20 protein-coding genes are annotated in these 26,472 nt (G+C 64.7%); 7 read left to right on the forward strand and 13 right to left on the reverse strand.

Features of this window, described 5'->3' with window-relative positions:
- Positions 1-95 precede the first annotated feature (95 nt).
- The 5 genes from V8U06_RS24240 to V8U06_RS24260 all read right to left on the reverse strand — a co-directional run bounded on the left by V8U06_RS24240 (position 96) and on the right by V8U06_RS24260 (position 6,905).
- The gene (locus V8U06_RS24240) at positions 96-1,055 is read right to left on the reverse strand and encodes a 2-hydroxyacid dehydrogenase (protein WP_427142859.1); all 960 of its coding nucleotides are present in this window, start codon (positions 1,053-1,055) and stop codon (positions 96-98) included.
- A 14-nt stretch (positions 1,056-1,069) separates the two neighbouring features.
- Positions 1,070-2,704: an ABC transporter ATP-binding protein gene (locus V8U06_RS24245; protein ID WP_427142860.1), complete on the reverse strand. Its 1,635-nt coding sequence runs from the start codon at positions 2,702-2,704 to the stop codon at positions 1,070-1,072.
- Complete coding sequence (locus V8U06_RS24250; protein ID WP_427142861.1) at positions 2,701-3,840, reverse strand: ABC transporter permease; 1,140 nt, start codon at positions 3,838-3,840, stop codon at positions 2,701-2,703. The genes V8U06_RS24245 and V8U06_RS24250 overlap by 4 nt, the downstream gene beginning before the upstream one ends.
- Positions 3,840-4,916, reverse strand: a complete 1,077-nt coding sequence (locus V8U06_RS24255) for a microcin C ABC transporter permease YejB (RefSeq protein ID WP_226921249.1) — start codon at positions 4,914-4,916, stop codon at positions 3,840-3,842. The genes V8U06_RS24250 and V8U06_RS24255 overlap by 1 nt, the downstream gene beginning before the upstream one ends.
- A gap of 138 nt (positions 4,917-5,054) precedes the next feature.
- Positions 5,055-6,905 (reverse strand): extracellular solute-binding protein, encoded by a 1,851-nt coding sequence (locus tag V8U06_RS24260; RefSeq protein WP_427142911.1) that lies wholly within the window; start codon positions 6,903-6,905, stop codon positions 5,055-5,057.
- Positions 6,906-7,086: 181 nt separating this feature from the next.
- Here V8U06_RS24260 and mepA point away from each other — a divergent pair, with 181 nt between their 5' ends.
- From mepA to V8U06_RS24290, 6 genes are all read left to right on the forward strand, one after another.
- Entirely contained in the window at positions 7,087-8,163 is a 1,077-nt protein-coding gene (gene mepA, locus V8U06_RS24265) for a penicillin-insensitive murein endopeptidase (RefSeq protein WP_427142862.1), read from the forward strand.
- 109 nt (positions 8,164-8,272) lie between these two features.
- Complete coding sequence (locus V8U06_RS24270) at positions 8,273-8,653, forward strand: methylglyoxal synthase (RefSeq protein ID WP_427142863.1); 381 nt, start codon at positions 8,273-8,275, stop codon at positions 8,651-8,653.
- Between the two features lie 61 nt (positions 8,654-8,714).
- On the forward strand, positions 8,715-9,740 hold the full coding sequence (locus V8U06_RS24275) for a glucokinase (protein ID WP_427142864.1): 1,026 nt from the start codon (positions 8,715-8,717) through the stop codon (positions 9,738-9,740).
- A 120-nt stretch (positions 9,741-9,860) separates the two neighbouring features.
- Complete coding sequence (locus tag V8U06_RS24280) at positions 9,861-11,654, forward strand: ABC transporter ATP-binding protein (RefSeq protein ID WP_427142865.1); 1,794 nt, start codon at positions 9,861-9,863, stop codon at positions 11,652-11,654.
- A 16-nt stretch (positions 11,655-11,670) separates the two neighbouring features.
- On the forward strand, positions 11,671-12,489 hold the full coding sequence (gene dapB / locus V8U06_RS24285; protein ID WP_427142866.1) for a 4-hydroxy-tetrahydrodipicolinate reductase: 819 nt from the start codon (positions 11,671-11,673) through the stop codon (positions 12,487-12,489).
- 23 nt (positions 12,490-12,512) lie between these two features.
- A complete protein-coding gene (locus tag V8U06_RS24290; protein ID WP_226921262.1) occupies positions 12,513-13,148 on the forward strand; it encodes a 2,3-bisphosphoglycerate-dependent phosphoglycerate mutase in 636 nt (211 codons plus the stop codon).
- A 74-nt stretch (positions 13,149-13,222) separates the two neighbouring features.
- Here the strand turns inward: V8U06_RS24290 and dnaJ are convergent, their stop codons facing one another.
- The 8 genes from dnaJ to V8U06_RS24330 form a co-directional block, all read right to left on the reverse strand.
- A complete protein-coding gene (gene dnaJ / locus V8U06_RS24295; RefSeq protein WP_226921264.1) occupies positions 13,223-14,356 on the reverse strand; it encodes a molecular chaperone DnaJ in 1,134 nt (377 codons plus the stop codon).
- Positions 14,357-14,390: 34 nt separating this feature from the next.
- Positions 14,391-14,564: a hypothetical protein gene (locus V8U06_RS24300; protein WP_427142867.1), complete on the reverse strand. Its 174-nt coding sequence runs from the start codon at positions 14,562-14,564 to the stop codon at positions 14,391-14,393.
- A gap of 87 nt (positions 14,565-14,651) precedes the next feature.
- Positions 14,652-16,553, reverse strand: a complete 1,902-nt coding sequence (gene dnaK, locus V8U06_RS24305) for a molecular chaperone DnaK (protein ID WP_427142868.1) — start codon at positions 16,551-16,553, stop codon at positions 14,652-14,654.
- 398 nt (positions 16,554-16,951) lie between these two features.
- A complete protein-coding gene (locus V8U06_RS24310) occupies positions 16,952-19,183 on the reverse strand; it encodes a transglycosylase domain-containing protein (RefSeq protein WP_427142869.1) in 2,232 nt (743 codons plus the stop codon).
- Positions 19,184-19,345: 162 nt separating this feature from the next.
- Positions 19,346-19,777 carry a BA14K family protein gene (locus tag V8U06_RS24315; protein WP_226921272.1) on the reverse strand — a complete coding sequence of 144 codons (432 nt, stop codon included), beginning with the start codon at positions 19,775-19,777 and terminating at the stop codon, positions 19,346-19,348.
- Between the two features lie 100 nt (positions 19,778-19,877).
- Positions 19,878-20,825, reverse strand: a complete 948-nt coding sequence (locus V8U06_RS24320; protein WP_427142870.1) for a lysylphosphatidylglycerol synthase domain-containing protein — start codon at positions 20,823-20,825, stop codon at positions 19,878-19,880.
- A 200-nt stretch (positions 20,826-21,025) separates the two neighbouring features.
- A complete protein-coding gene (locus V8U06_RS24325) occupies positions 21,026-22,417 on the reverse strand; it encodes a M20/M25/M40 family metallo-hydrolase (protein WP_427142871.1) in 1,392 nt (463 codons plus the stop codon).
- A gap of 139 nt (positions 22,418-22,556) precedes the next feature.
- Entirely contained in the window at positions 22,557-22,997 is a 441-nt protein-coding gene (locus V8U06_RS24330; protein ID WP_427142872.1) for a MarR family winged helix-turn-helix transcriptional regulator, read from the reverse strand.
- A 438-nt stretch (positions 22,998-23,435) separates the two neighbouring features.
- On the opposite strand from V8U06_RS24330, the gene polA reads away from it, so the two are divergent.
- Positions 23,436-26,423: a DNA polymerase I gene (polA, locus tag V8U06_RS24335; RefSeq protein WP_427142873.1), complete on the forward strand. Its 2,988-nt coding sequence runs from the start codon at positions 23,436-23,438 to the stop codon at positions 26,421-26,423.
- Positions 26,424-26,472 lie beyond the last annotated feature (49 nt).

The following is a 26,472-nucleotide window of genomic DNA, read 5'->3' on the forward strand; positions in this document are numbered from 1 at the left end:
AGTAAGCGTTACGCCGACTGACCTCCCCGAAGGCCCGGATGTCCCCTGCATCCGGGTCTTTCGTTTGTGCGGAGCCCTGTGGATGGATCCTGGGCTCAATACCCCGCGCTGCGGTCCACCAGATGCTCCAGCGGCTTGCCGCTTTCCAGCCGTTCGATCTGACGGGAGACGTGGCGGAAAAGGGCCGCGACATCGGAGGCGGCGGAGGCGTGGGGGGTCATGAAGACCTTGTCCATCGACCAGAACGGGCTTTCGAGCGGCAGGGGTTCCTGCTGGAAGACGTCGATCGAGGCGCCGCGGAGCGTGCCGTCGTTGAGCGATGCGACGACGTCGGCCTCGACCTGGCTGCCGCCGCGACCGGCATTGATGAAGACAGGCGCGCCGAACGGACCCTTCCGGCTGAGCCGCGTGAAGAGGCCGGTATTGTAGATGTTCCGCGTATCCGGCGTCAGCGGCAGCAGGCCGACGAGGAAATCGGTGCGGGCGAGGAAGGCGTCGAGACCGGCATCGTCATAGGTCTCGAAACCTTCGACCCTGCGGCCGCTCTTCGACCAGCCGATGACGTTGAAGCCAAGCGTCTTCAGCTTCTTCGCCGAATCCTGCCCGAGCACGCCGAAGCCCATGATGCCGACGGTGATTTCCTTCGCCTCGGGCTGGACGAGTTCACGCCAGACGCGCCTTTCGCGCTGCGCCTCATAGGTCTGGTGCTGGCGCAGATGCAGGAGGCACTGCATGACGACCCATTCGCTCATGCGGGTCGTCAGCGTATCGTCGACGAAGCGGACAAGCGGCACGTCCGGCAGGCCAGGCAGCGTTACGACGTGATCGACGCCCGCGCCGCCGGAGAAGACGACCTTTAGGTCCTTCGCCCGCGAGAAGAGGTCGGCGCCCGGCTTCCAGACCACGGCATAGTCGATGCCCGAGAGATCGCGGTTGCGGTTTGCGGGATGCAGGAGGTTGATCACCTCACGATCCGGAAAAGCGCCCTTGAGCGCGGCGGCGACCTGCTCCTGATCGAATTTCAGATCGATGATGACCGGGCTTTTCGTCGACATGCTGCTTCCTGCTGCTACTGGCTGATCGTCTCGATGCGGACGGCTTCGAGATTGAAGGCGGCGGCCATCAGGGCCTTGGTATAGGCCTCGCCCGGTCGCTCGATGATGTCCTTCGCACGCCCCTTCTCCACCACGCGCCCGCCGCGCATGACGATGATGTCGTTGGCAAGCGCGCGCACGACCTTGAGATCGTGGCTGATGAAGAGATAGGCGAGATTGTGCCTGGCCTGCAGGTCGCGCAGCAGTTCGACCACCTGCGCCTGCACGCTCATGTCGAGCGCCGAGGTCGGCTCGTCCAGCATGACGAATTCGGGCTTCAGCACCATGGCGCGGGCAATGGCGATGCGCTGGCGCTGGCCGCCGGAGAATTCATGCGGGTAGCGCCAGCGGGTCGCAGGGTCGAGACCCGTTTCCTCCAGCGCAGCGGCGACGCGGTGGTCGCGCTCGGCGTCGGAAAGGGAAGGCTCGTGGATCTTCAGGCCTTCCGCCACGATATCGGCAACCGACATGCGCGGCGAGAGCGAACCGTAGGGATCCTGGAAGACGATCTGCATGCGCCGGCGCAGCGGCCGCATCTCGGCAAAGGTGCGGTTGGCGATATCCTGCCCGACGAAGGCGATGCGGCCTCTCGACGCGATGAGCCGCGTCAGCGCGAGGCCGAGCGTCGTCTTGCCGGAGCCTGATTCGCCGACGACGCCGAGCGTGTGGCCGGCGCGCAGTTTCAGGTCGATGCCGTCGACAGCCTTCACATGATCGACCACGCGACGCAGGAACCCGGCCTTGATCGGGAACCAGACTTTTACGTCCTCCGCCTCCACCACGACGGGTTGGCTGTCATCGGCCGGGCGCGGCTCGCCCCGCGGCTCGGAGGCGAGCAGGTGGCGCGTATAGGCATGCTGCGGATTGGAGAAGATCTCCTCGACCGGGCCGGTCTCGACGATCTTGCCCTTGGTCATCACGCAGACCCGATCGGCGAATTTGCGCACGATGCCGAGGTCGTGGGTGATGAAGAGCATGGACATGCCGTGCTCTTCCTTGAGGTTTTTCAGCAGTTCCAGAATTTGGGCCTGCACGGTGACGTCGAGCGCGGTCGTCGGCTCGTCGGCGATCAGCAGTTCCGGGCGGTTGGCGAGCGCCATGGCGATCATGACACGCTGGCGCTGGCCGCCCGACAGCTCGTGCGGATAGGCGGAGAGGCGCTTTTCCGGCTCGCGGATACCGACCTGATTGAGCAGTTCGAGGGTTTTCGCGCGGGCGGCGGGACCTTCGATATCCTGGTGCAGCTTCAGGATCTCGCCGATCTGCCGCTCGATGGAATGCAGCGGATTGAGCGAGGTCATCGGCTCCTGGAAGATCATGGTGATGTCGTTGCCGCGCACGTTGCGCAGCTCCGCATCCGAGGCCTTCAGGAGGTCCCTGCCGTTGAAGCGGATTTCGCCCGAGGGATGACTTGCGGCGGGATAGGGCAGCAGCTTCAGGATCGAATTCGCCGTCACCGACTTGCCGGAGCCGGATTCGCCGACAAGCGCGACGACCTCGCCGCGCCTGATCTCGAAGGACACCCGGTCGACGGCAAGCGACGTGTTGCCGCCCTGGTGGAAGGCCACCGACAGGTCGCGGACGGAGAGGATGGTTTCGGGAGCGCTCACCGGAAGGTCTTCCTCGGATCGAAGGCGTCGCGCGTCGCTTCGCCGACGAAGATCAGCAGCGACAGCATGACGGACATGACGATGAAGGCGGTGAGGCCGAGCCACGGCGCCTGAAGGTTCTCCTTGCCCTGCGCGATCAGTTCACCGAGCGAGGGCGAACCCGGCGGCATGCCGAAGCCCAGGAAGTCGAGCGAGGTGAGCGTGGTGATCGAGCCCGACAGGATGAAGGGCAGGAAGGTCAGGGTCGCGACCATCGCGTTCGGCAGCAGGTGCCGCGCCATGATCGTCGCATTGCCGACGCCGAGCGCGCGCGCCGCCCGGACATATTCGAAATTGCGGGCGCGCAGGAACTCGGCGCGCACCACGCCGACGAAACCGACCCAGGAGAAGAGCAGCATGATGCCCAAGAGGATCCAGAAGCCCGGCGGCAGGATCGCGGCGATGATGAGCAGGATGTAGAGCACCGGCATCGAGGACCAGATCTCGATGAAGCGTTGCATCAGAAGGTCGGTCCAGCCGCCAAAATAACCCTGCACCGCGCCGGCCGTCACGCCGACCACCGCCGAGCAGATCGTCAGCGCGAGGCCGAAGAGCACCGAGATGCGGAAGCCGTAGATGGCGCGGGCGAACACGTCGCGCGCCTGGTCGTCGGTGCCGAGCCAGTTGAGATTGCTGAGATTGCAGTTCACGTCCGCGGCACCGTTCGGATAGCCGGCGCAGCGCTCTTCCTTCGACATCAGCCAGAAGGGCGCGGTGGGCGCGGAATGCGGAATATTGGAATTGGCGGTGCTGTAGGAATAGCGGATTGGCGGCCAGATCATCCAGCCGTTCGCCTCGATCTCCTCGGTGATGAAGTCGGAGCGGTAGTCCGTCTCGGCGAGGAAGCCGCCGAACTTCTCCTCAGGATAATCGACGACGACGGGGAAGAGCAGTTCGCCCTTGTAGGAGGCAAGGATCGGGCGGTCGTTGGCGATGAACTCGGCGAAGAGGCTGAGCACGAAGATGACGAGGAAGATCCAGAGCGACCAGTAGCCGCGCCGGTTCGCCCGGAAATTCTCCCAGCGCCGCTTGTTGGTCGGCGAGAGCAGGCCCTTCTTCGGCGGGGCGACGGGAGCCGTGTTGGTGACAGCGCTCATCACACGTCCCTCCGCTCGAAATCGATGCGCGGATCGACCCAGGTGTAGATGAGGTCGGAGATGAGGGAGACCACGAGGCCCATCAGCGAGAAGATGAAGAGCGTGGCGAAGACGATGGGATAGTCGCGCCGGACAATGGAATCGTAGCCGAGGCGGCCGAGGCCATCGAGCGAGAAGATATATTCGATCAGCAGCGAGCCGGTGAAGAAGGCCGAGATGAAGGCGCCGGGGAAGCCGGCGATGATGATCAGCATGGCATTGCGGAAGACGTGGCCGTAGAGCACCTGGTTCTCGCTGAGGCCCTTGGCGCGGGCCGTCGTGACATATTGCTTCTTGATCTCGTCGATGAAGGAGTTCTTCGTCAGCAGCGTCGTCGTGGCGAAGGCGGACAGCAGCAGCGTGATCAGCGGCAGCGTCATGTGCCACATGTAGTCGAGCGGCTTCTGCCACCAGGCGAGGCTGTCGAAATTGTCCGAGACGATGCCGCGCAGCGGGAACCAGTCGAGGAAGGATCCGCCGGCGAAAAGAACGATCAGCAGGATGCCGAAGAGGAAGCTCGGCACGGCATAGCCGATGATGATGATGCCGGAGGTCCAGACGTCGAAGGCCGAGCCGTCCTTCACCGCCTTCTTGATGCCGAGCGGAATGGAGATGGCATAGGAGAAGATGAGGATCCAGACGCCGAGCGAGATGGAAACCGGCATCTTCTGGGCGATGAGATCGACCACGGAAATGTTGCGGAAGAAGCTCTCGCCGAAATCGAAGCGGATGTAATCCCACATCATCGTGAAGAAGCGCTCGAGCGGCGGCTTGTCGAAGCCGAACTGCTTTTCCAGCTTGGCGATGAATTCGGGATCGAGGCCGCGTGCGCCGCGATAGGCGCTGTCCTGGCTGACCTCCTGCATCATGTCGCTGCCGCCGGACAGGCGATCGCCGCCGCCCTGGTTCGTCAGGTCGGCGATGACCTGCTCGACCGGGCCGCCCGGCGCGAACTGCACGATCGCGAACGAGATCGCCATGATGCCGAAGATCGTCGGGATCATCAGCAAAATACGGCGCAGGATATAGGCGCCCATCAGCGTTCACCCGCCTTGATAGCATGCGTGGATGTCCAGCCGGTCAAGCCCAACCCTTCCATTCTGCCGCCGCCTGCCGCGCCGGTGATTCGTTCCCGCTATATGGAGCCGAGGACGCCGGGCGGCGCAAGCCCCGGCTCATTTTGCGGCGTTTTTGGACCACCAGACATCGGGGAAACCGAGGCCGTAATAGGGCAATTCCTGCGGCCGGGCGAGGCTGTTCCAGTAGGCGATGCGCTGGGCCCTGGAATAGAAGAGCGGGATCACATACTGGTGGGCGAGCAGCACGCGGTCGAGCGCATGGGTGGTCGCGACCAGTTCCTCGCGGTTCGGCGCGAAGATGACCCTGCGGATCAGTTCGTCGATCGCGGGGTCGGCGATGCCGGCATAGTTCTTGGAGCCGGGCTGGTTGACGGAAGCCGAGCCCCAATAGTCGATCTGCTCGTTGCCGGGCACGAGCGACTGCGCCCAGATGCCGTAGATCATGTCGTAGTCGAAACTGCGGACGCGGTTGGTGTACTGCGAGGCGTCGACCGTGCGGATGCGCGCGTCGATGCCGATCTTCTTGGCGCTGTTGATGAAGGGCGTGACCGTGCGCTCGAAGGACGGATTGGACAGGAGCAGCTCGAAACCGAAGGGTTCGCCCGTCTTGGCATTGACGAGTTTGTTGCCCTTCAGAACATAGCCCGCTTCCTTGAAGAGGCCGAGCGCCTTGCGCAGGTTCTCGCGCACCTTCTGCGGCTCGCCGCCCACCGGGTTGGTATAGGTGGTGGTGAAGACGGAAGGCGGAACCTTGTCCTTCAGCTCCTCCAGGATTTCCTTCTCGCGGCCCTCCGGCAGACCGGAAGAGGCAAGCTCCGTACCCCAGAAATAACTGTCGACGCGCGTATAGGCATTATAGGCAAGGTTGCGGTTGAGGTCCTCGAAATCGAAGGTGTAGTTCAGCGCCTCGCGGACCTTCTGGTCCTTGAACTTGTCCCGGCGCAGGTTCGGCACGAAGGCCTGCATGATGCCGGCGGCGCGCAGCGGGTTCTCGATCTCCTCGCGCACCACCCGGCCATCCTTCATGGCCGGGAAGTCATAGGCCGTCGCCCAGTGGCTGGCGCTGTTGTCCTGGAAGAAATGCACATTGCCGGCGCGGAAGTCTTCGAACTCCACATTCTTGTCGCCGTAATAGCTGTAGGTGATCGTGCTGAAATTGTACTGGCCGACATTCACGTTGAGGTCCTTGCCCCAATAGTCGTCGCGCCGCTCGAAGCGCACCGAACCGCCGGCCTGGAAGGACGCGATCTTGTACGGGCCGGAGCCCATGACCGGCTCCAGCGTCGTGCGGGCGATATCCCGCTTCTTGCCCTTGGCGTCCGTGCCCTCCCACCAGTGCTTGGGCAGGATCGGGAACTGGCCGAGGATGTTCGGCAGTTCGCGGTTGTTCTTCTCGTCGAAGCGGAAGGTCACGTCGCGCTCGCCGGTCTTTTCCGCCGAGACGACATGCTTGTAGTAATTGGCATAGAGCGGATTGTGCTCCTTGGCCTTCTCGAAGGAGAAGACCACGTCTTCCGGCGTCACGGGCTGGCCATCCGCCCACTTGGCTTGCGCACGCAGGCGGAAGGTCGTGGTGGAGATGTCGTCCGGGTAGGAAACCCCCTCGGCGAGCAGGCCGTAGGACGCGGTGATCTCGTCCTCGGCGTTCTTCAGCAGCGTATCGTAGACGAGCGAGGAGACGCCGGTCGCCACTTCCCCCTTGGCTAGGATGGGATTGAACGTGTCGTAGGTACCGGTATTGGACAGTTTCAGCTCGCCCCCCTTGGGGGCATCCGGATTGACGTAGCCGAACCGGTCGAAACCATCGGGATGCTTCAGGTCGCCGATGGTGGAAATGCCGATGCGCCAGGTCTGGTTTGCCGCGTCTTCGGCCCGCACGCTGCCGGCAACCGCCAGCGAAAGCGCCAGAACGGCGGTGAACCCATATCTCCCGAAGGCAGCCTGCATGCCCATTCCCTTTCCTATTGCGTGCCGAAGCATGGCGCAAAGAATAGGCAAAATCCGGGCAATTGACAGGCCTGCCATCAAAGCGGCCGTTTTTGCCCCGCCTATTGCGGCCGACGATTCATCTCCGCGAAAGGATGATCCTTTAACCTTTCGCAACGATTGCGACTTTCGAGACCGAACCATGCCTGCGCATTCCTTCTTTTCCCGCCTTGTCACCTGCCTTGCCGCCGCCGGCCTTGCGCTGACCGCGCTCGCCTCGCCGCTTGCGGCCGAAGAGCGACCGGCCAAGGAACTCTTCGGCGCCAAGCGCCTGCCGGCCAGGATGGCGACCGCCTCCTACGGCTCCTACGCCAAGGGCTGCATCGCCGGCGCCGTGGCGATTCCGACGGACGGCCCGGCCTGGCAGGCAATGCGGCTGTCGCGCAACCGGCGCTGGGGCCATCCGCAGATGATCGCGCTGCTGGAACAGTTCTCGCAGGACGCACAGCAGCTCGGCTGGCCCGGGCTGCTGCTCGGCGACATCTCTCAGCCGCGCGGCGGGCCGATGCTCTCGGGTCATGCCTCGCACCAGGTCGGCCTCGACGCCGACATCTGGTTCACGCCGATGCCGGATCATCGCATGTCCGCGCAGGAACGCGAAAAGCTGCCCTTCACCTCCATGCTCGACAAGAGCAAGTTCCTCACGGTCGATTCGCGCCGCTGGACCTCCACCCATGCCCGCCTCGTGATGAAGGCGGCAAGCTATCCGCAGGTCGAGCGCGTCTTCGTCAATCCGGCGATCAAGAGGAAACTCTGCGAGACCTGGCAGGGCGACCGGTCGCTGCTCGGCAAGGTGCGGCCGATCTACGGCCATGACGAGCACTTCCACATCCGCATCAAGTGCCCGCAGGGCGCGGCGGGCTGCAAGCCGCAGGCGAAGGTGCCGGCCGGCGACGGCTGCGATGCGTCTCTTGCCTGGTGGTTCACCAAGGAACCTTGGGAAAAGCCCAAGCCCAAGCCGGATGCCAAGCCGGTCAAGCCGCGCTACGTGATGCTCTCCGACCTGCCCAAGGCCTGCGGCACGGTGCTTGCCAGCGCTTCGCCGTCCTCGGAGCAGGAGATGACCTATCAGGGCAACGGCGGCGCCTCCTCAGCGCTTGCCTTCTCGGACGGGGACGGGGCGACGACAAGCGCGGCTGGAACGATCGAATCGGTGATCGCCGCCGATACGATGCTGCCGGCGCTCATCCCGATCCCGATTCCCCGGCCGCTCCACTAGGATGCCCGCAAGGCGTTTGCGCGCGAGCCCCGCGACCGCGGGGCTTTTCAAGGCGCCACCGCTTTTGTATAAGGCGTTCAAATCGATTTAATTCCTGCAGGGAACGCCTATGTCGCGCCAGAAATGCATTGCGCTCATCGCGCATGACGAGAAGAAGGACGACATGGCGGCCTTTGCCGCCCAGTACGAAAAGGTTCTGGCAACGGCGAAGATCGTCGCGACCGGCACGACGGGCGGCCGGGTTCTCGATGCTTGCCCCGACCTCGACGTCACCCGCCTCAAGAGCGGCCCGCTCGGTGGCGACCAGCAGATCGGCGCGCTGATCGCGACCGGCGAGGTCGACCTCCTCATCTTCTTCGTCGATCCGCTCACCCCCATGCCGCATGACGTGGACGTGAAGGCGCTGATGCGGCTCGCCATCGTCTACGACATTCCGATGGCGCTGAACCGGGCGACGGCGGAACGCCTGCTCGACTTCGCCGCCGATTGACGGCAACCTTCACCGCAGGTAGCGAAAGCGAACCATCCACGCGAACGAACGGGACAGCTTGATGGCACGGCCGGGCGACAACGACACGAACCTCCCCTTCCCCATCCTCGTCGGCGATATCGGCGGCACCAATGCGCGCTTCGCGCTGCTGGTGGATGCCTTCGCCGAGCCGAAACAGTTCCCCATCGTCCAGACCGCCGATTTCCCGAATATCGACGACGCGCTGCAGCAGTGCATCCTCGACAGGAGCTCGGTGCAGCCGCGCTCGGCGATCCTGGCGCTTGCCGGCCCCATCGAGGGCGACGAGGTGCCGCTGACCAATTGCCCCTGGGTGGTGCGTCCGCGCGACATGATCGCCAATCTCGGCTTCGAGGACGTGCTGCTCGTCAACGACTTCGAGGCGCAGGCGCTGGCCGTCGCCTCGCTCGATGAGGGCGACCGTGAAAAGATCGGCCCCGGCACCGAGCGCCACGCCGCCTCGCGCGCCGTGCTCGGCCCCGGCACCGGCCTCGGCGTCGCCGGCCTCGTCTACGCCCGCCAGAGCTGGATTCCGGTTCCGGGCGAAGGCGGCCATATCGACGTCGGCCCGCGCAGCGAGCGCGACTACCAGATCTGGCCTTTCCTCGAGCCGATCGAAGGCCGCATTTCCGCCGAGCAGCTGCTGTGCGGACGCGGCATCATGAACATCTACCATGCCATCGCCGCCGCCGACGGCATCGACGCGCCGCTGACGACGCCCGCCGAGGTGACCGCCAAGGCACTGGCGCAGGAGGACCGTACGTCCGTCGAGACCGTGTCGCTGTTTTCCACCTATCTCGGACGCGTTGCCGGCGACATGGCGATGATCTTCATGGCCAAGGGCGGCGTGTTCCTTGCCGGCGGCATCTCGCAGAAGATCCTGCCCGCCCTGCGCGGTCCGGAATTCCGCGCCGCCTTCGAGGACAAGGCGCCGCACAGCGCCCTGCTCGGCTCCATCCCGACCTATGTCGTCACCCATCCCGTCGCGGCCCTCGCCGGCCTTGCCGCCTTCGCGCGCATGCCGGATCGATTCGGTGTTGCAACGGAGGGACGCCACTGGAAAAGGTGAGTCTTTCGGCAAGGCTTTGCCGCAGCCCGGACTCGCCAAAGGCGGACTGACCCCCTATAGAGCGGGCCAACGCGCCGGTCCTGCCGGCCGTCGTCGAGACCGTCGAGGAAAGTCAAGCCATTGGCCGATAAGAGTCGAACCGAGCGCAATCCCATCAGCTCCGACACCGTCGCCACCGTGCTCAAACGCGTCATTGCCGAGAACGGCCGTGAGCATGTGCGTGGTTACGCCATGGCCATCGGCTGCCTCGCCGTCGTGGCGCTGACGACGGCCTTTACGGCCTGGATCATGGAATCGGTCGTCAACGAGGCCTTCGCCAACAAGCGCGCCGACCTCGTCATGATCATTTGCAGCGCGATCTTCGCCGCCTTCGTGCTGCGCGGCTTTGCGACCTATTACGAAGCCGTCATCCTGACCAAGATCGGCAACAACATCGTCGCGCGCTACCAGCGGCGGCTCTATTCGCACCTGATGGCGCTCAGCGTCAGCTATTACAACGAGTCGCGCTCGGCCTATCTCGCCGCGCAGATCAGCCAGAACGTCACCGGCATCCGCGACGTGCTGAACATGACGGTCACCTCGCTTGCCCGCGACGTGCTGACCCTCATCGCGCTGATCGGCGTGATGCTCTCCAAGGACTGGCTGCTGACGCTCATCGTCTTCTTCGTCGCCCCACCGCTGCTGCTCGGCCTGCGCTACGTTTCCAAGCGCCTGCGCAATGCGACGCGCGAGGCCGTGGAACTGAACAGCCACGTGCTCGGCGCCATGCAGGAGACGGTCCAGGGCATCACCATCGTCAAGGCCTTCACCATGGAGGCCCAGTTGAAGACCAAGGTGGAAGCCATCATCGGCGAGGCCGAGAGCCGGTCGAACCGCATCGCGCGGCTGACCGAACGCACGGCCCCCATGACCGAAACCTTTGCGGGCTTTGCGATTTCCGGCGTGCTCGCCTATGCGGCCTACCGCTCGATCTATGCCGGCGTGATGCCGGGGGCGTTCTTCTCCTTCGTCGCGGCCCTTCTGATGGCCTACGACCCGGCCCGCCGCCTTGCCCGCCTTCAGGTTTCGCTGGAGCGCGCGGCCGTCAATGCGCGCATGATCTACGAAATCCTCGACCTGAAGCCGCGCCAGGCCGACCTTGCCGACGCCAAGCCGCTCGCCATTTCCGATGCGACCATCGCCTTCCGCGACGTGCGCTTCGGCTATTCGGAAACCGAGACGATCCTGAAGGGCGTGTCCTTCACGGCCGAGGGCGGCAAGACGACGGCGCTCGTCGGCCCCTCCGGCGCCGGCAAGTCCACCGTCATCAGCCTCATTCCCCGCTTCTACGACCCGGCGGAAGGCGCGATCCTGATCGACGGGCAGGACATCGCCCATGTAACCAAGCAGTCGCTCCGCAACGGCATCGCCTACGTCTCCCAGCAGCCCTATCTCTTCGAGGGCACGATCCGCGACAATATCCGCTATGGCCGTCCCGACGCCACGGATGCCGAGGTCGAGGAAGCGGCGCGCCACGCCTATGCGCATGACTTCATCCTCGCCCAGCCGCTCGGCTATGACACACCCGTCGGGGAAAACGGTGTGACGCTTTCCGGCGGCCAGCGCCAGCGCCTCTCCATCGCCCGCGCGCTGGTGCGCAATGCGCCGATCCTGCTGCTCGACGAAGCGACCTCCGCACTCGACACCGAATCCGAACAGGCCGTGCAGAAGGCACTGGACGAGGCGATGAGCGGGCGCACCGTGGTCGTCATCGCGCACCGCCTGTCGACCGTCGTGCGCGCCGACAAGATCATCGTCATGCAGGACGGCACGGTTGCCGAAGAAGGCACGCACGATGAGCTTGCGGCTCGCGAGAACGGCCTTTACGCTCGCCTCAACAACCTTCAGGCGCCCGCCGGCAGCACGGGCAAATAACAGACAGGAACGAGACATGAGCGGCAACGCAATGAAGCTGGTCGTGGTCGGGGCCGCCGGCCGCATGGGCCAGACGCTGATCCGCACCATCCACGCCATCGAGGGCGCGGAAGTGTTCGCTGCCGTCGAGCGCGAAGGCTCGCCCTTCGTCGGCCGCGACGCCGGCGAACTTGCCGGCCTCGGGCCGATCGGCGTTCCCGTCACCGACAAGCCGCTGGAGACCTTCCTGGAGGCAGAAGGCGTGCTCGACTTCACCGCGCCGGCCGCCACCATCGAATTTGCCGGCCTCGCCGCACAGGCGCGCATCGTGCATGTGGTCGGCACCACGGGCTGCTCGGCGGCGGACGACGAGAAGATCAAGGCCGCCGCACGCCATGCCCGCATCGTCAAGTCGGGCAATATGAGCCTCGGCGTGAACCTGCTCGGCGTGCTGACGGAAAAGGCAGCCCGCGCGCTCGGCGCTTCCGACTGGGACATCGAGGTGCTGGAAATGCACCACAAGCACAAGGTCGACGCGCCCTCGGGCACCGCCCTCCTGCTCGGCAACGCCGCCGCCAGGGGCCGCGGGATCTCGCTGGTGGAGAACTCCGTGCGCGTGCGCGACGGCCACACCGGCCCGCGTCCCGCCGGCACGATCGGTTTTGCAACGCTGCGCGGCGGCTCGGTCATCGGCGAACATTCGGTGATGCTGGCTGGCGAAGGCGAAATGGTCACGCTGTCGCACAGCGCGACGGACCGTTCGATCTTCGCCCGCGGCGCCGTCAAGGCGGCCCTCTGGGCACGCGACAAGAAGCCAGGCCTCTATTCCATGCTCGACGTGCTCGGGCTCAACTAAGTCAGCGTTAGGAGACAGACCATATGAGCGGAACCCTCGTCCTCGTTCGCCACGGCCAGAGCGAATGGAACCTGAAAAACCTCTTCACCGGCTGGCGCGACCCGGACCTGACGGCGCTCGGCGTCGAGGAAGCCAAGACCGGCGGCAAGGCGCTGGCCGAGACCGGCATCAAATTCGACATCGCGTTCACCTCCGACCTCACCCGCGCGCAGAAGACGTTGGGGCTGATCCTCGACGAGATCGGCCAGCCGGGCCTCGAGACGATCCGCGACCAGGCTCTCAACGAGCGCGACTACGGCGACCTCTCGGGCCTCAACAAGGATGACGCCCGCGCCAAGTGGGGCGAGGAGCAGGTCCATATCTGGCGCCGTTCCTACGACGTGCCGCCGCCGGGCGGCGAGAGCCTGCGCGACACCGGCGCCCGCGTCTGGCCCTACTACCTCACGGAAATCCTGCCCCGCGTGCTGCGCGGTGAAAAGGTGCTGGTCGCCGCGCATGGCAACTCGCTGCGCTCGCTCGTCATGGTGCTCGACAAGCTTTCCAAGGAAGAGATCCTGAAGCTGAATCTGGCGACCGGCGTGCCGATGGTCTACGTGCTGAACGCCGATTCGACGGTGAAGTCCAAGGACGTCCTCGGCGACATGTCCGGTGCCCACTGAGCCGGGCCACTCACCCGTTCGACTAACAAAAAAAAGCCCCGGCATGCCGGGGCTTTTCTTGTTTCGAGGACCGATCAGCCCTCGAAGAATTCCTTCATCCGCGCGAAGAAGCCGGCCGATTCCGGATTGTTGTCCTTCGACGAAATCTCCTCGAATTCCTTCAGGAGCTCGCGCTGGCGCTTGGTAAGCTTCTGCGGCGTCTCGATCTGGATCTGGATATAGAGATCGCCGACCTGGCTCGAGCGCAGCACCGGCATGCCCTTGCTCTTCAGGCGGAACTGCTTGCCGGCCTGGGTGCCCTCGGGCACCGAGACGCGCGACTTGGTGCCGTCGAGCGTCGCGACGTCGAAGGTGCCGCCAAGCGCTGCCGTCGTCATCGAGATCGGCACGGTGCAATAGAGGTCCGCCCCGTCGCGCTGGAAGAATTCGTGCGGCTTGACCGACAGGAAGATGTAGAGGTCGCCCGCAGGCCCGCCGCGAACGCCCGCCTCGCCCTCGCCGGACAGACGAATGCGCGTGCCGTCCTCGATACCGGCCGGAATGTTGACCGACAGCGAGCGCTCTTCCGTGACGCGACCGTTGCCGTGGCACTTGGTGCAGGGATCGCTGATCGTCTGACCGCGACCATGACAGGTCGGGCAGGTGCGTTCGATGGAGAAGAAGCCCTGGGCGGCGCGCACGCGGCCCGACCCCTGGCAGGTGGCGCAGGTCTTGGGGCTCGTGCCGGGCTTGGCGCCCGTTCCGGTGCAGACATCGCAGGTGATGGATGTCGGCACGCGGATCTGCGCGGTCTTGCCGGCATAGGCCTCTTCCAGCGAGATTTCCATGTTGTAGCGGAGATCGCCGCCGCGCTCGCGCCCGCCGGAGGAGCGTCGCTGGCGCCCGCCGCCCATCATCTCGCCAAAGATGTCCTCGAAGATGTCGGAGAAGCCGCCGCCCTGGAAACCGCCGCCGCCGAAGCCGCCGCCACCCATGCCACCCTGCTCGAAGGCGGCGTGGCCGTAACGATCATAGGCCGCGCGCTTCTGCGGGTCCTTGAGCGTCTCGTAGGCCTCGTTGACGTCCTTGAACTTCTGTTCGGCGGAGGCATCGCCCGGATTCTTGTCCGGGTGGTACTTCATCGCCATCTTGCGGAAGGCGCTCTTCAGCTCCTTCTCGTCGGCGGTCTTGGAGACACCCAGCGTCTCGTAAAAATCAGCTTTTGCCATTCGGGTTCACGTCCGTTTCGCGGGAACGGTCTTGTTATTGTGTATCGGGAAGCTTGCCGTCAGCCTGCGCAATATCTCTTCGCAGACCCGGATGCAAAACCGTTTTCACGATTCCGCCGGATTTGCCGTGATCTGCGCATGCGAAAAGGCGGAAGCCGGGCGAAGGGAAGGCCATGACATCGTCACCGCGACAAACGGGAGTGATCATGGTGCCTTGTTTCCCTTCGCGCTGACTTCCGCCTTTTCACGATCCGTTGCACCGGCTGCGTCTGGCGCAGCCGGCATGTCAGGAGGCTCAGGCCGACTTCTTGTCGTCCTTCACTTCTTCGTAGTCGGCGTCGACGATGTCGTCACCGGCGTCACCGGAAGAGGCGTTCTCTTCGGCCTGCTGGGCCTCGTAGATCGCCTGGCCGAGCTTCATGGACACTTCCATGAGCGTGTTGGTCTTGGCCTTGATGTCCTCGGCGTCGGGCTCGGAGGCTTCGACCGAAGTCTTGAGGGCGGCAATTGCGTCCTCGATGGCCTTGCGGTCGGCTTCCGTGACCTTGTCGCCGTATTCCTTCAGCGACTTCTCCGAGGAGTGGATCAGGCTTTCGGCCTGGTTCTTCGCCTCGACGGCCTCACGGCGCTTCTTGTCCGCCTCGGCATTGGCTTCGGCATCCTTGACCATCTTCTCGATGTCGGCGTCGGAAAGACCGCCGGAGGCCTGGATGCGGATCTGGTGCTCCTTGCCGGTGCCCTTGTCCTTGGCCGAAACCTGCACGATGCCGTTGGCGTCGATGTCGAAGGTCACTTCGATCTGCGGCATGCCGCGCGGCGCCGGCGGAATGCCGACGAGGTCGAACTGGCCGAGCAGCTTGTTGTCCGCAGCCATTTCACGCTCGCCCTGCGAGACGCGGATGGTCACGGCCGACTGGTTGTCTTCGGCGGTCGAGAAGGTCTGCGACTTCTTCGTCGGGATCGTCGTGTTGCGCTCGATCAGACGGGTGAAGACACCGCCCAGCGTTTCGATGCCGAGAGACAGCGGGGTCACGTCGAGGAGCAGAACGTCCTTGACGTCGCCTTGCAGAACGCCGGCCTGGATGGCGGCGCCCATGGCGACCACTTCATCCGGGTTGACACCCTTGTGCGGCTCCTTGCCGAACAGCTGCTTGACGGTTTCCTGCACCTTCGGCATGCGGCTCATGCCACCTACGAGAACGACTTCGTCGATCTCGGCCGCCGTGACGCCGGCATCCTTGAGGGCTGCCTTGCACGGTGCGACGGTGCGCTGGACGAGATCGTCGACCAGAGCCTCGAACTTGGCGCGGGTCAGCTTCATCGTCAGGTGCTTCGGGCCGGTCGCATCCGCCGTGATGAACGGCAGGTTGATCTCGGTCTGCTGCGAGGAGGACAGCTCGATCTTGGCCTTTTCGGCAGCTTCCTTGAGGCGCTGCAGGGCAAGCTTGTCGTTCTTCAGGTCGATGCCCTGGTCCTTCTTGAACTCGTCGGCGAGGTAGTTGACCAGACGCATGTCGAAGTCTTCACCGCCGAGGAAGGTGTCGCCGTTGGTCGACTTCACTTCGAAGACGCCATCGCCGATTTCCAGGACCGAGATGTCGAACGTGCCGCCGCCAAGGTCGTAGACGGCGATGGTCTTGCCGTCCTTCTTGTCGAGGCCGTAGGCGAGCGCGGCAGCGGTCGGCTCGTTGATGATGCGGAGCACTTCAAGACCCGCGATCTTGCCGGCGTCCTTGGTCGCCTGGCGCTGCGCGTCGTTGAAGTAGGCCGGAACCGTGATGACGGCCTGCGTGATGGTCTCGCCGAGGTAGGATTCAGCGGTTTCCTTCATCTTCTGCAGGATCATCGCGGAGATCTGCGAAGGCGAATAGCCCTTGCCGCGGGCATCGACCCAGGCATCGCCATTGTCGCCCTTGACGATCTTGTAGGGAACGAGACCCTTGTCCTTCTCGACGAGCTTGTCGTCGTAGCGGCGACCGATGAGGCGCTTGACGGCGAACAGGGTGTTTTCCGGGTTGGTGACCGCCTGGCGCTTGGCCGGCTGGCCGGTCAGCCGCTCACCGTCTTCGGTGAAGGCGACCATGGAAGGCGTCGTGCGCGCGCCTTCGGCATTCTCAATGACCTTCGCGTCCTTGCCATCCATGACGGCGACGCAGGAATTGGTCGTCCCGAGGTCGATACCGATTACTTTAGCCATGTCATTCTCTCCTTCAAGCGAACTGCCGGAACCCATTCAGGCGTTCTTTTGGCAGCCCCTAATGGTATGGTCTTATCGAAAGCGCCGGACCGATCCGAAGCTTTGCGGGGTATATAAGGACGCCTCCAGACGACTGCAAGACATTGCCGCGCCGCAAAGCGCGCGAAAATCAGCATGTCTGGAAGGAATTCCTACACCGTCGTCCCAATCCGCAATCAACCGCAATCGCCCGCGCGATTCAAGGGATCGCGTGAAGTTCTTGCGGGCCTTGCGGACGGAAAGCGCCTCCGCCCCGGGAAAGGCGACGTCTCGGCCGCAAATTCCGGGAAAACGGGTGACGCGGCGACGCCATTGCCGGGCCTGGCGGCGCGTCCGTCAGGCATTGCCGCGCGATGGCGTCAGCCGCCGACGAGGAAATCCAGGAGCGTCGTGCGACGCGTGCCCGTCTGGCGTTCGCCGCCGACCTCGGCCGGCGGAATGAGGCCGTCGTCGAGGGGGGCCGCGCCGGTCTGGTCGCTTGCCACCGCCTCGCCGTTGCCGGCCGGCCGCTCGTCGGTGCCGAGCGTACGGGAGATGATGTCGAAGAGTTCGTCGCCGCCTTCCTGCGGCACCGGCTGGGTGCCGTCCAGAACGGGCTCGCCGTTCACCGTGCCGAAGAGCGGCGAGGGCGACAGGCCGGCATGGGCGGCGGTCATGAACTGGCTCCAGGCCTTGGCCGGAAGCCCGCCGCCCGTCACCTTCTTCATCGACTTGCCGTCGTCGTTGCCGAACCAGACGCCGGTCGTCAGGTTGCTCGTATAGCCGACGAAGAGCGCGTCACGGAAGGATTGCGTCGTACCGGACTTGCCGGCGGCCGGCCAGCCGGGAATGCGGGCATTCTTGCCGGTACCCTCGGTGATGACGCGCATCATCATGCCGTTCATCTGGGAAACGATGTTGGGCTCCAGCACGCGGGGCGGATTGTCGTAGGTGTTCTCGTAGAGCACCTTGCCGTCCGAGGTGGAGATGCGACGGATGATATGCGGCGTCGCCTTGTAGCCGCCGTTCATGAAGGGCGCATAGGCGGCGGTCAGCTCCACCAGCGTCACCTCCGAGGTGCCGAGCGCGATGGAGGCGTTCGACTGCAGCTCCGATTCGATGCCGAGCCGGCGGGCGAGCTTGATCACCTCGTCCGGGCCGACCTCCATGACGAGCTGGGCGGCGATGGTGTTCAGCGAATTGGCGAGCGCCGAGGCGAGCGTCACCTCGCCGCGGTATTTCTGGTCGTAGTTCTCCGGCGTCCATTTGCCGATCTTCACCGGCGCGTCGTTGCGCACGGAAAGCGGCGAACGGCCGGCTTCCAGCGCCGCCGCGTAGACGAAGGGCTTGAAGGCCGAACCGGGCTGGCGCTTGGCCTTGGAGGCACGGTCGAACTGGCTTTCCGCATAGTCTCGCCCGCCGACGAGCGCGCGGATCGCACCCGTGCCGTCGATGGAGACGAGCGCGGCCTGCGAAGCGTTCAGCTTCTCGCCTTCCTTGTCCAGCACGGCGGAGATCGCCTCGTCGGCCTTCTTCTCGAGATCGAGATCGATCGTCGTGTCGACAACGAGGTCTTCCTTGATGTCGCCGATCATGCCGGGAAGCTGGGCCATGACCATGTCGGCGGCATAGTGCTGCGCGCCGGACCAGTAGCTCTTGGCGCGGGCCGGCGTCTGCGACATCGCGGTCTTGATCTCGGTGTCGGTGACGTAGCCTTCCTCGCGCATGGCGCCGAGAACGACCTGGGCGCGCGCTTCCGCCGCTTCCGGATCGCGGGCGGGCGAAAGGCGCGAAGGCGCCTTGAGAAGACCGGCGAGCAACGCTGCCTCGCCGAGGTTCACGTCGCGGGCCGACTTGTTGAAATAGCGCCGCGACGCGGCTTCCACGCCGTAGGAATTGGAACCGAAGAAGACGCGGTTGAGATACATCGCAAGGATCTGGTCCTTGGAATATTTATGCTCCAGCCAGAGGGCGAGCAGCACTTCCTGCACCTTGCGCTCCAGCGTGCGCTCCGGCGAGAGGAACATGTTCTTGGCGAGCTGCTGCGTCAGCGTCGAGCCGCCCTGCACCATGCGGCCGGTGGTGATGTTGGTCAGCATGGCGCGGGCAAGGCCAAGCGGGTCGATGCCGAAATGCGAATAGAAGCGCCGGTCCTCGATGGCGATGACGGCCTGCGGGATATAGGGCGACATGTTTTCCAGCGACAGCGCCTCGCCGCCGGTGAGACCGCGGTTGGCGATGGCGTCGCCGCTGACGGCGAGGATCTTGATATTGGGCGGCCGGTCCGGGATCGACCAGCTCGTGGCGCTCGGCATGCGCGCGCCGTAGTAGAGAACGAGGCCGCCGACGCCGATGGCGCCCCAGATGCCGAGCACGACACACCAGTAGACGAGCCTGCGGAAGAGGCCGAAAATGCCGCCGGACGGTTCCCGGCGCCGGGCGGAGGCGCCGCGCCGCGGCCGCTCGGCCTTCGGCGGCTTGCCACGACCCTTGCGGCCCCCGCCGCCGGCAACACGATCACCCGCGCCGACGTGGAAGTCGTCGTCGTCTTCGCGTCCTCCCGATGCCTGGAAGGACGGTTCGATGCGCTGGGATTTTCGATTGGCTGCCATAAGCGGTCGGTTGTGCCCTCGGAACGTTGCCGTCCGTTGAACTTTAAATGCGGCGATTTAAGGGGTGGTTAAGAAGCGGTGAACGCGCGTTCATGCCTTTAGCGACAAGGCCCCGACCCGGGAAGAGATCGGGCGGCCCGTGAGCCGCCCGAAAGACCTGTCTCAATAATAGGGCGAGAGGCATTCGCGCCGCGGGCCGTAATTGGGCTGATAGGTGTTGTCATAGGCGCGGTACGAGCGGTAGCGCGCATAGCACCAGTCGGTGTGGCGCGGATTGATGCCCTCGTAGCGCGGCTCGGCATAGCCGTCATTGGCGATCGCGCCACCGATGATCGCGCCCGCGCCGAAGGCCGCCAGCGGATACCACCAGCCGTCCGAGTGGCGGCGATAGCCACGGCGCTCGTGACGGTAGCCGCGATGGCCGTTATGCCAGCCGCGACGTTCGCGATAATACTGCACCTGCTCGACGTTGGAGGTCTGAGAAACGCCGGCGTTCGGCAGCGGCATGGCGAAAGCCGGCGCTGCGACGAAGGTCGTGGCGAACATGGCGGCGGCCAGGGCGGCGGAAAGGCCGGTCTTGATCGTTGTCTTCATGTCGGTCTCCCTTGGATGTCACTGTTTTACAGTGAACTAGACGGATCACAGCATGAAAGAATTCGCCTGAACCGTGCATGAACCGAAACCATCTGCGGTTTCAATCCTCGCCGCCGCGCGACCGGGCGATGAAACGCGACCGCTCGTAGACGAGGATCACCACCAGCGCCATGATGAAGGGAATGATGAGGTAGAACAGGCGGAAGACGGCGAGTGCTGCCAGCACCGCCGCGGGATCCATATCCGGCAGACCGGCGATGAAGACGAGTTCCAGCACGCCGATGCCGCCCGGCGCATGCGAGAGCAGTGCGACGGAGAAGGAGGCGAGGAATATGCCGAGCACGACGAAATAGCCGGGATTGCCCTCTGCCGGCAGCACGAAATAGATGATCGCCGCCGCGCCGATCAGTTCGATGGGCGCGATGATGAGCTGGCGGAAAACCAGCGACGGCTTGGGATATTCGAGTTTCAGCCAGCGGGTGTTGACCGGCTTGAAGCCAACGAGACTGCCGACGACATAGAGCGCTACCAGCGCCAGGATGACGAACCCGGTGGAGAGCGCCGCCTCGATGGGCAGGAAATTGGAAAACCGCCCGATGATCTCGGGCTCCAGCACCAGCACGAAGCCGAACAGCATGACGGTGCCGAGCGCGAAGGTGAAGGAGCAGAAGGCGACGAGAAGCCCGACCTCCGATCCCGTCAGCCCTTTCGACGTGTAGGCCCGGTAGCGCACGAGCGCCCCGGAGAAGACCGAGGCGCCGATATTGTGCGACAGGGCATAGGTGGTGAAGGAGGTCAGGGTGATGAACCACAGCGAGATGCGGTGGCCGAGATGTTCGAGCGCCAGGTGATCGTAGGCCGCGAGCGCCGCATAGGCCAGAAGCGTGGCGAGGCAGGCAAGGACCCAGCCGGAGACGGGAATGGCGTGCAGGCTCGCCACGAACTCGTCGAGCGAAAGGCCGCGCAGGTCCCTGTAGAGAATATAGACCGACAGGGCGATGGCGATGGTACTGACGAGCGGCCAGAAGAACTTCCTGAGCCGCTTCATCCTGCCTTGCCCCCGGTTTCCAGCGCATCGCCGCCCGAGCAGCAGAAATCCTTCACGTTCCGTCCTGGCGCCATCCTTGCCCTTTCCCCATCGTGCGGGCCTGTCATCGCCTTGCGGCGTGCGGCCCTTGTCGTTGATCAGTTGGCCAGCATTTCCGTTCTTCGCGGTTAATGCCGGCCAACATCGTCATCACATCTGCGTCAGCGCGCCGCGAGCGCGGCGAGGATCCGCACCCAGGAGCGGATGCCCTTCTCGAAGGAGCGCAGCTCGTATTTCTCGTTCGGCGAATGGATGCGGTCGTCCGACAGCGCGAAGCCGACGAGCAGGGATTCCATGCCGAGCATCTTCTGGAAATCGCCGACGATCGGGATGGAGCCGCCCATGCCGATGACGACGGCCGGTTTGGGCCATTCGTCCGACAGCGCGGACTTGGCCTTGTTCAGGAGGTCCGAATCGTAGGGAAGCTGGATCGCCGGCGAGCCGCCATGGGCGTGGAAGGCCACCGAGCAGTCCGCCGGGATCTTGGCGCGCACATAGGCGCGGAACGCGTCGCGGATCCTGGCCGGGTCCTGCTTGCCGACGAGGCGGAAGGAGACCTTGGCCGAGGCTTCCGCCGCGATGACCGTCTTGAAGCCCTCGCCGGTATAGCCGCCGGTGATGCCGTTGATCTCGGCCGTCGGGCGCGCCCAGGTGAGTTCCAGCACGGAGCGGCCCTTTTCACCCGAGGGGATCGACAGGCCGATCTCGCCGAGGAAGCTTTCCGCCGTCTTGCCGAGCGTTTCCCAGGCCGCCTTGATCTGCGTCGGGGTCTCTTCCACGCCCTCGTAGAAGCCGTCGAGCGTCACGCGGCCGGTCTCGTCATGCAGGCCGGCGAGGATGTCGGTGAGGATGTGGATGGGATTGGCCGCAGCGCCGCCGAAATAGCCGGAATGCAGATCCCGGTCCGCCGCCTTGACGATCACCTCTTCGCCGACGAGGCCGCGCAGGCCTGCCGAGATCGCCGGCGTATCGCCGTCCCACATGCTGGTGTCGCAGACGAGGGCGAAGTCCGCCGTCAGTTCCGCGGCATTGGCCTCGATGAACGGTTTCAGCGACGGCGAGCCCGATTCCTCCTCGCCCTCGAAAAGAATGGTAACGCGGCACGGCAGCGCACCGACCGTTTCCTTGTAGGCACGGCAGGCTTCCACGAAGGTAAGCAGCTGGCCCTTGTCGTCGGAGGTGCCGCGGCCGGTGATGATGCGGCGGCCGCCCTCGACCTCGCGCACGGCGGGCTCGAAGGGATCGTTGTCCCACAGGTTCAGCGGGTCGACCGGCTGGACGTCGTAGTGACCGTAGAACAGGACATGCGGCGCGTCAGGCCGGGCGCCGTCGTGATGGGCCACGACCATCGGATGGCCGGGCGTGTCGCGCACCGTGGCGTTGAAGCCGAGCGAGCGCAGTTCCGCGACCAGCCACTCCGCCGCGCGGCGGCACTCCGCCTTGAAGGCCGGATCGGTGGAGATGGACTTGATGCGCACCAGCTCGAACAGGCGTTCGAGGCTGGCCGGAATATCGGCGCTGGCGCGGTCGAGGACGGGGAGAATATTGGTCATGGTCGAATCCCTAAAGCCTGCTGCGCCAGGACGCGGGACGCGGCCTTGCGATGGCAACAGGCACAAATCAGAAGCACTGCGGCGCGACATTAGACCGATCGTGTCGGCGAGAGCAAATCCTCTGACGGCCTTGCGACGCTCAGACGCGCGGGTCGCGCCCGAGATTGGCGAGCGCCATGCGCATATATTCCAGAACCAGCTCCCGTTCGAAACGGCGGAAGCCCTGGAACAGCGCCTCTTCCGTCGCGGAGGCGGCCGTCAGCGCCGTCTCGCGCAGGCTCCTGCCGCGCGTCGTGAGAAAGACGAGCTGGGCGCGTTTGTCCTTGGGATGACGGCGACGGGAGATGAGCCCGTCCCGCTCCATGCGGGAGAGCGTGTTGGCCATGGTGGCCTGTTCGATATCGAGCCGGTCGAGCAATTCGCGCTGGGTGAGACCGTCGCCGCTCCACAATTCCAGCAGCACGGGGAATTGGCCGGGCGCAAAGCCGGCTCCATCCGCCCGCGCCTGAAGTGCGCGGGACGCCGCCTTCGCCAGGAGATTGGCGAGGTATGCCACCGACTCCTTCCGGTCAAAGTCCATGGAGGGAAGGCTATGCCGGTTCGCGGCGGAAGACAATCAGGGATCGGGCAGGGATCGGGCAGGGATCGGGCAGGGATGGGGCGGGGATCGGAAGCATGGATCGCAGGCGATGCATCGCCCGGAATGAAAGAAGCCGCCGGCGACAGGAGGCTTGTCGCGGCGGCTTCTTCCGAATTATGGACAAAGGCCCGGAGAGGGGGATAAGGCCTTTGTCCTCAGTCTGGCGCGGCGGGGGACAGGCCGTATGCCAGACAGCGGCTTGATCAGGTGCCGATGAGGAATATTTGTGTGTCCGAATGTGGCTTTTCAAGGGATTCAAGCCGCCCGGAAAATTACAAATTGGTAACGTTCGCGTGAGGCTCTGTGGGGCCTTGAAAGGCCCTGCCGGGCGCAATGAACGATGGACGCGGCAGGCCGCCCGCGCTATCCATTCACCCCATGAAAAAAGGTGATCATCTCTTCCTCGTCGACGGCTCCGGTTTCATCTTCCGCGCCTTCCACGCCATCCCGCCGCTCAACCGCAAATCGGACGGTTTGCCGGTCAATGCCGTCTCGGGTTTCTGCAACATGCTGTGGAAGCTGCTGAAGGATGCGCGCAACACCGACGTGGGCGTGACGCCGACCCATTTCGCGGTCATTTTCGACTATTCCTCGAAGACCTTCCGCAACGAACTCTACGATCAGTACAAGGCGAACCGCACCGCGCCGCCGGAAGACCTGATCCCGCAGTTCGGCCTCATCCGCCACGCGACGCGCGCCTTCAACCTGCCCTGCATCGAGAAGGAAGGCTACGAGGCGGACGACCTGATCGCCACCTATGCGCGGCTTGCCGAGGCAAGCGGCGCGGACGTCACCATCGTCTCCTCCGACAAGGACCTCATGCAGCTCGTGACGTCCAACGTCTCGATGTATGACGGCATGAAGGACAAGCAGATCTCCATTCCCGAAGTGATCGAGAAATGGGGCGTGCCGCCGGAAAAGATGATCGACCTGCAATCGCTGACCGGCGACAGCACCGACAACGTGCCGGGCGTGCCGGGCATCGGCCCGAAGACCGCCGCCCAGCTTCTGGAGGAATATGGCGACCTCGACACGCTGCTTGCCCGCGCCGAGGAGATCAAGCAGGTCAAGCGGCGCGAGAATATCATCGCCAACCGCGAACTCGTGCTGCTGTCGCGCCAGCTCGTCACACTGAAGACCGATACGCCGCTCGACATGCCGCTCGACGCGCTGATCCTGCATCCGCAGGACGGACCGAAGCTCATCGCCTTCCTGAAAGCCATGGAATTCACCACGCTGACGCGGCGCGTGGCGGAAGACTGTGCCTGCGACGCCAGCGCCATCGAGGCAGCCAACGTGCCGGTCGAATGGGGCGCGGAGGCGCACGGCCCCGATCTCGACAAGGGCGACGTCGCCGGCCCCGCTCTGGTGCTCGATGGCAAGGAGACCGCGGCCGAGGCGGCGGCAATCCTGCTGCCGACCGCGCGGCCGGGCGAAGCGACGCCCGCAGCGCTGGCGGCCGCGCGCGCGGAACGTTTCTCCGCCGGACCTATCGACCATTCCACCTATGAGACGGTGCGCGACCTCGAGACGCTCGACCGCTGGATCGCCGCTGCGCGCGAAACCGGCCTCGTCGCCTTCGATACCGAGACGACCTCGCTCGACGCCATGCAGGCGGAGCTTTGCGGCTTCTCGCTCGCCATCGCCGATAATGCGAAGGACCCGACGGGCGCCACGATCCGCGCCTGCTACGTGCCGCTGAACCACAAGACAGGCGTCGGCGATCTTCTCGGCGGCGGGCTTGCCGAAGGGCAGATTCCGATTCGCGCCGCGCTCGAACGGTTGAAATCGCTGCTGGAGGATCCGTCGGTCCTCAAGGTGGCGCAGAACCTCAAATACGACTATCTCGTCATGCGCCGCCACGGCATCACCGTTCAGGGTTTCGACGATACGATGCTGATGTCCTACGCGCTCGATGCCGGCGTGACGACGCACGGCATGGACACGCTTTCGGAACGCTGGCTCGGCCACAAGCCGATCGCCTATAAGGACGTCGCCGGTTCCGGCAAGGGCGCGCAGACCTTCGACATGGTCGATATCGCCCGCGCCACGGCCTATGCGGCGGAAGACGCCGACGTGACGCTGCGCCTCTGGCACGTGCTCAAGCCGCGGCTTGCCGCCGAGCGCATGACGACCGTCTACGAGCGCCTCGAACGCCCTCTGGTGCCGGTGCTCGCCCGCATGGAAGAGCGCGGCATCACCATCGACCGTCAGGTGCTCTCGCGCCTTTCCGGCGAGCTGGCGCAGGGTGCGGCCGCCTTCGAGGACGAGATCTACGAGCTGGCCGGCGAACGCTTCAACATCGGCTCGCCCAAGCAGCTCGGCGACATCCTGTTCGGCAAGATGGCCCTGCCCGGCGCGTCGAAGACCAAGACCGGCCAATGGTCGACCTCCGCGCAGGTGCTGGAGGATCTTGCCGCACAGGGCGTTCCCCTGCCGCGCAAGATCGTCGACTGGCGCCAGCTCACCAAACTGAAATCCACCTATACCGATGCGCTGCCCGGCTTCGTGCATCACGAGACGAAGCGCGTGCACACGTCCTATGCGCTTGCCGCGACGACGACCGGCCGCCTCTCCTCCTCCGACCCGAACCTGCAGAACATTCCCGTTCGCACGGCCGAAGGGCGCAAGATCCGCACGGCCTTCATCTCGACGCCCGGCCACAAGCTGGTTTCGGCCGACTACAGCCAGATCGAGCTGCGCGTGCTTGCCCATGTCGCCGAGATCCCGCAATTGAAGCAGGCCTTTGCCGACGGCGTCGACATTCACGCCATGACCGCCTCCGAAATGTTCGGCGTGCCGGTCGCCGGAATGCCGTCGGAAATCCGCCGCCGCGCGAAGGCTATCAATTTCGGCATCATCTACGGCATCTCGGCCTTCGGCCTTGCCAACCAGCTCTCCATCGAGCGCTCAGAGGCAAGCGACTACATCAAGAAGTATTTCGAGCGCTTCCCCGGCATCAAGGACTACATGGACAGCACCAAGGCCTTTGCCCGGGAGCATGGCTATGTCGAAACGATCTTCGGTCGCCGGGCGCATTATCCGGAGATCAAGTCGTCCAACCCTTCGGTGCGCGCCTTCAACGAGCGCGCCTCGATCAACGCGCCGATCCAGGGTTCGGCCGCCGACATCATCCGCCGCGCCATGGTGAAGATGGAACCGGCCCTTGCGGCCGCCGGCCTTTCGGCCCGCATGCTCCTGCAGGTTCACGACGAACTGATCTTCGAGGTCGAGGACGGCGAGGTCGACAAGACCATCCCCGTCATCGTCGACGTCATGGAAAACGCCTCCATGCCGGCGCTGTCGATGAAGGTGCCGCTGAAGGTGGACGCCCGTGCCGCGGTGAACTGGGACGAGGCGCACTGACCTCTTGCGGGCTGCTTCACGCGGAGCAGCCCGCCCCGTCCGCTCCGGC

The sequence above is a fragment of the Shinella sp. G-2 genome (assembly GCF_050172695.1).
In the GTDB taxonomy this organism is placed as follows: Bacteria; Pseudomonadota; Alphaproteobacteria; order Rhizobiales; family Rhizobiaceae; genus Shinella.

Bases quoted from the DNA above. Each gene is read 5' to 3' on its own strand.
- V8U06_RS24255 (WP_226921249.1), bottom strand. From the start codon at position 4,916: ATGGGCGCCTATATCCTGCGCCGTATTTTGCTGATGATCCCGACGATC.
- V8U06_RS24240 (WP_427142859.1), bottom strand. From the start codon at position 1,055: ATGTCGACGAAAAGCCCGGTCATCATCGATCTGAAATTCGATCAGGAG.
- V8U06_RS24310 (WP_427142869.1), bottom strand. From the start codon at position 19,183: ATGGCAGCCAATCGAAAATCCCAGCGCATCGAACCGTCCTTCCAGGCA.
- V8U06_RS24260 (WP_427142911.1), bottom strand. From the start codon at position 6,905: ATGCAGGCTGCCTTCGGGAGATATGGGTTCACCGCCGTTCTGGCGCTT.
- V8U06_RS24270 (WP_427142863.1), top strand. From the start codon at position 8,273: ATGTCGCGCCAGAAATGCATTGCGCTCATCGCGCATGACGAGAAGAAG.
- dnaJ (WP_226921264.1), bottom strand. From the start codon at position 14,356: ATGGCAAAAGCTGATTTTTACGAGACGCTGGGTGTCTCCAAGACCGCC.
- V8U06_RS24300 (WP_427142867.1), bottom strand. From the start codon at position 14,564: ATGATCACTCCCGTTTGTCGCGGTGACGATGTCATGGCCTTCCCTTCG.
- dnaK (WP_427142868.1), bottom strand. From the start codon at position 16,553: ATGGCTAAAGTAATCGGTATCGACCTCGGGACGACCAATTCCTGCGTC.
- mepA (WP_427142862.1), top strand. From the start codon at position 7,087: ATGCCTGCGCATTCCTTCTTTTCCCGCCTTGTCACCTGCCTTGCCGCC.
- V8U06_RS24330 (WP_427142872.1), bottom strand. From the start codon at position 22,997: ATGGACTTTGACCGGAAGGAGTCGGTGGCATACCTCGCCAATCTCCTG.
- polA (WP_427142873.1), top strand. From the start codon at position 23,436: ATGAAAAAAGGTGATCATCTCTTCCTCGTCGACGGCTCCGGTTTCATC.
- V8U06_RS24325 (WP_427142871.1), bottom strand. From the start codon at position 22,417: ATGACCAATATTCTCCCCGTCCTCGACCGCGCCAGCGCCGATATTCCG.
- V8U06_RS24250 (WP_427142861.1), bottom strand. From the start codon at position 3,840: ATGAGCGCTGTCACCAACACGGCTCCCGTCGCCCCGCCGAAGAAGGGC.
- V8U06_RS24275 (WP_427142864.1), top strand. From the start codon at position 8,715: ATGGCACGGCCGGGCGACAACGACACGAACCTCCCCTTCCCCATCCTC.
- V8U06_RS24290 (WP_226921262.1), top strand. From the start codon at position 12,513: ATGAGCGGAACCCTCGTCCTCGTTCGCCACGGCCAGAGCGAATGGAAC.
- V8U06_RS24315 (WP_226921272.1), bottom strand. From the start codon at position 19,777: ATGAAGACAACGATCAAGACCGGCCTTTCCGCCGCCCTGGCCGCCGCC.
- dapB (WP_427142866.1), top strand. From the start codon at position 11,671: ATGAGCGGCAACGCAATGAAGCTGGTCGTGGTCGGGGCCGCCGGCCGC.
- V8U06_RS24320 (WP_427142870.1), bottom strand. From the start codon at position 20,825: ATGAAGCGGCTCAGGAAGTTCTTCTGGCCGCTCGTCAGTACCATCGCC.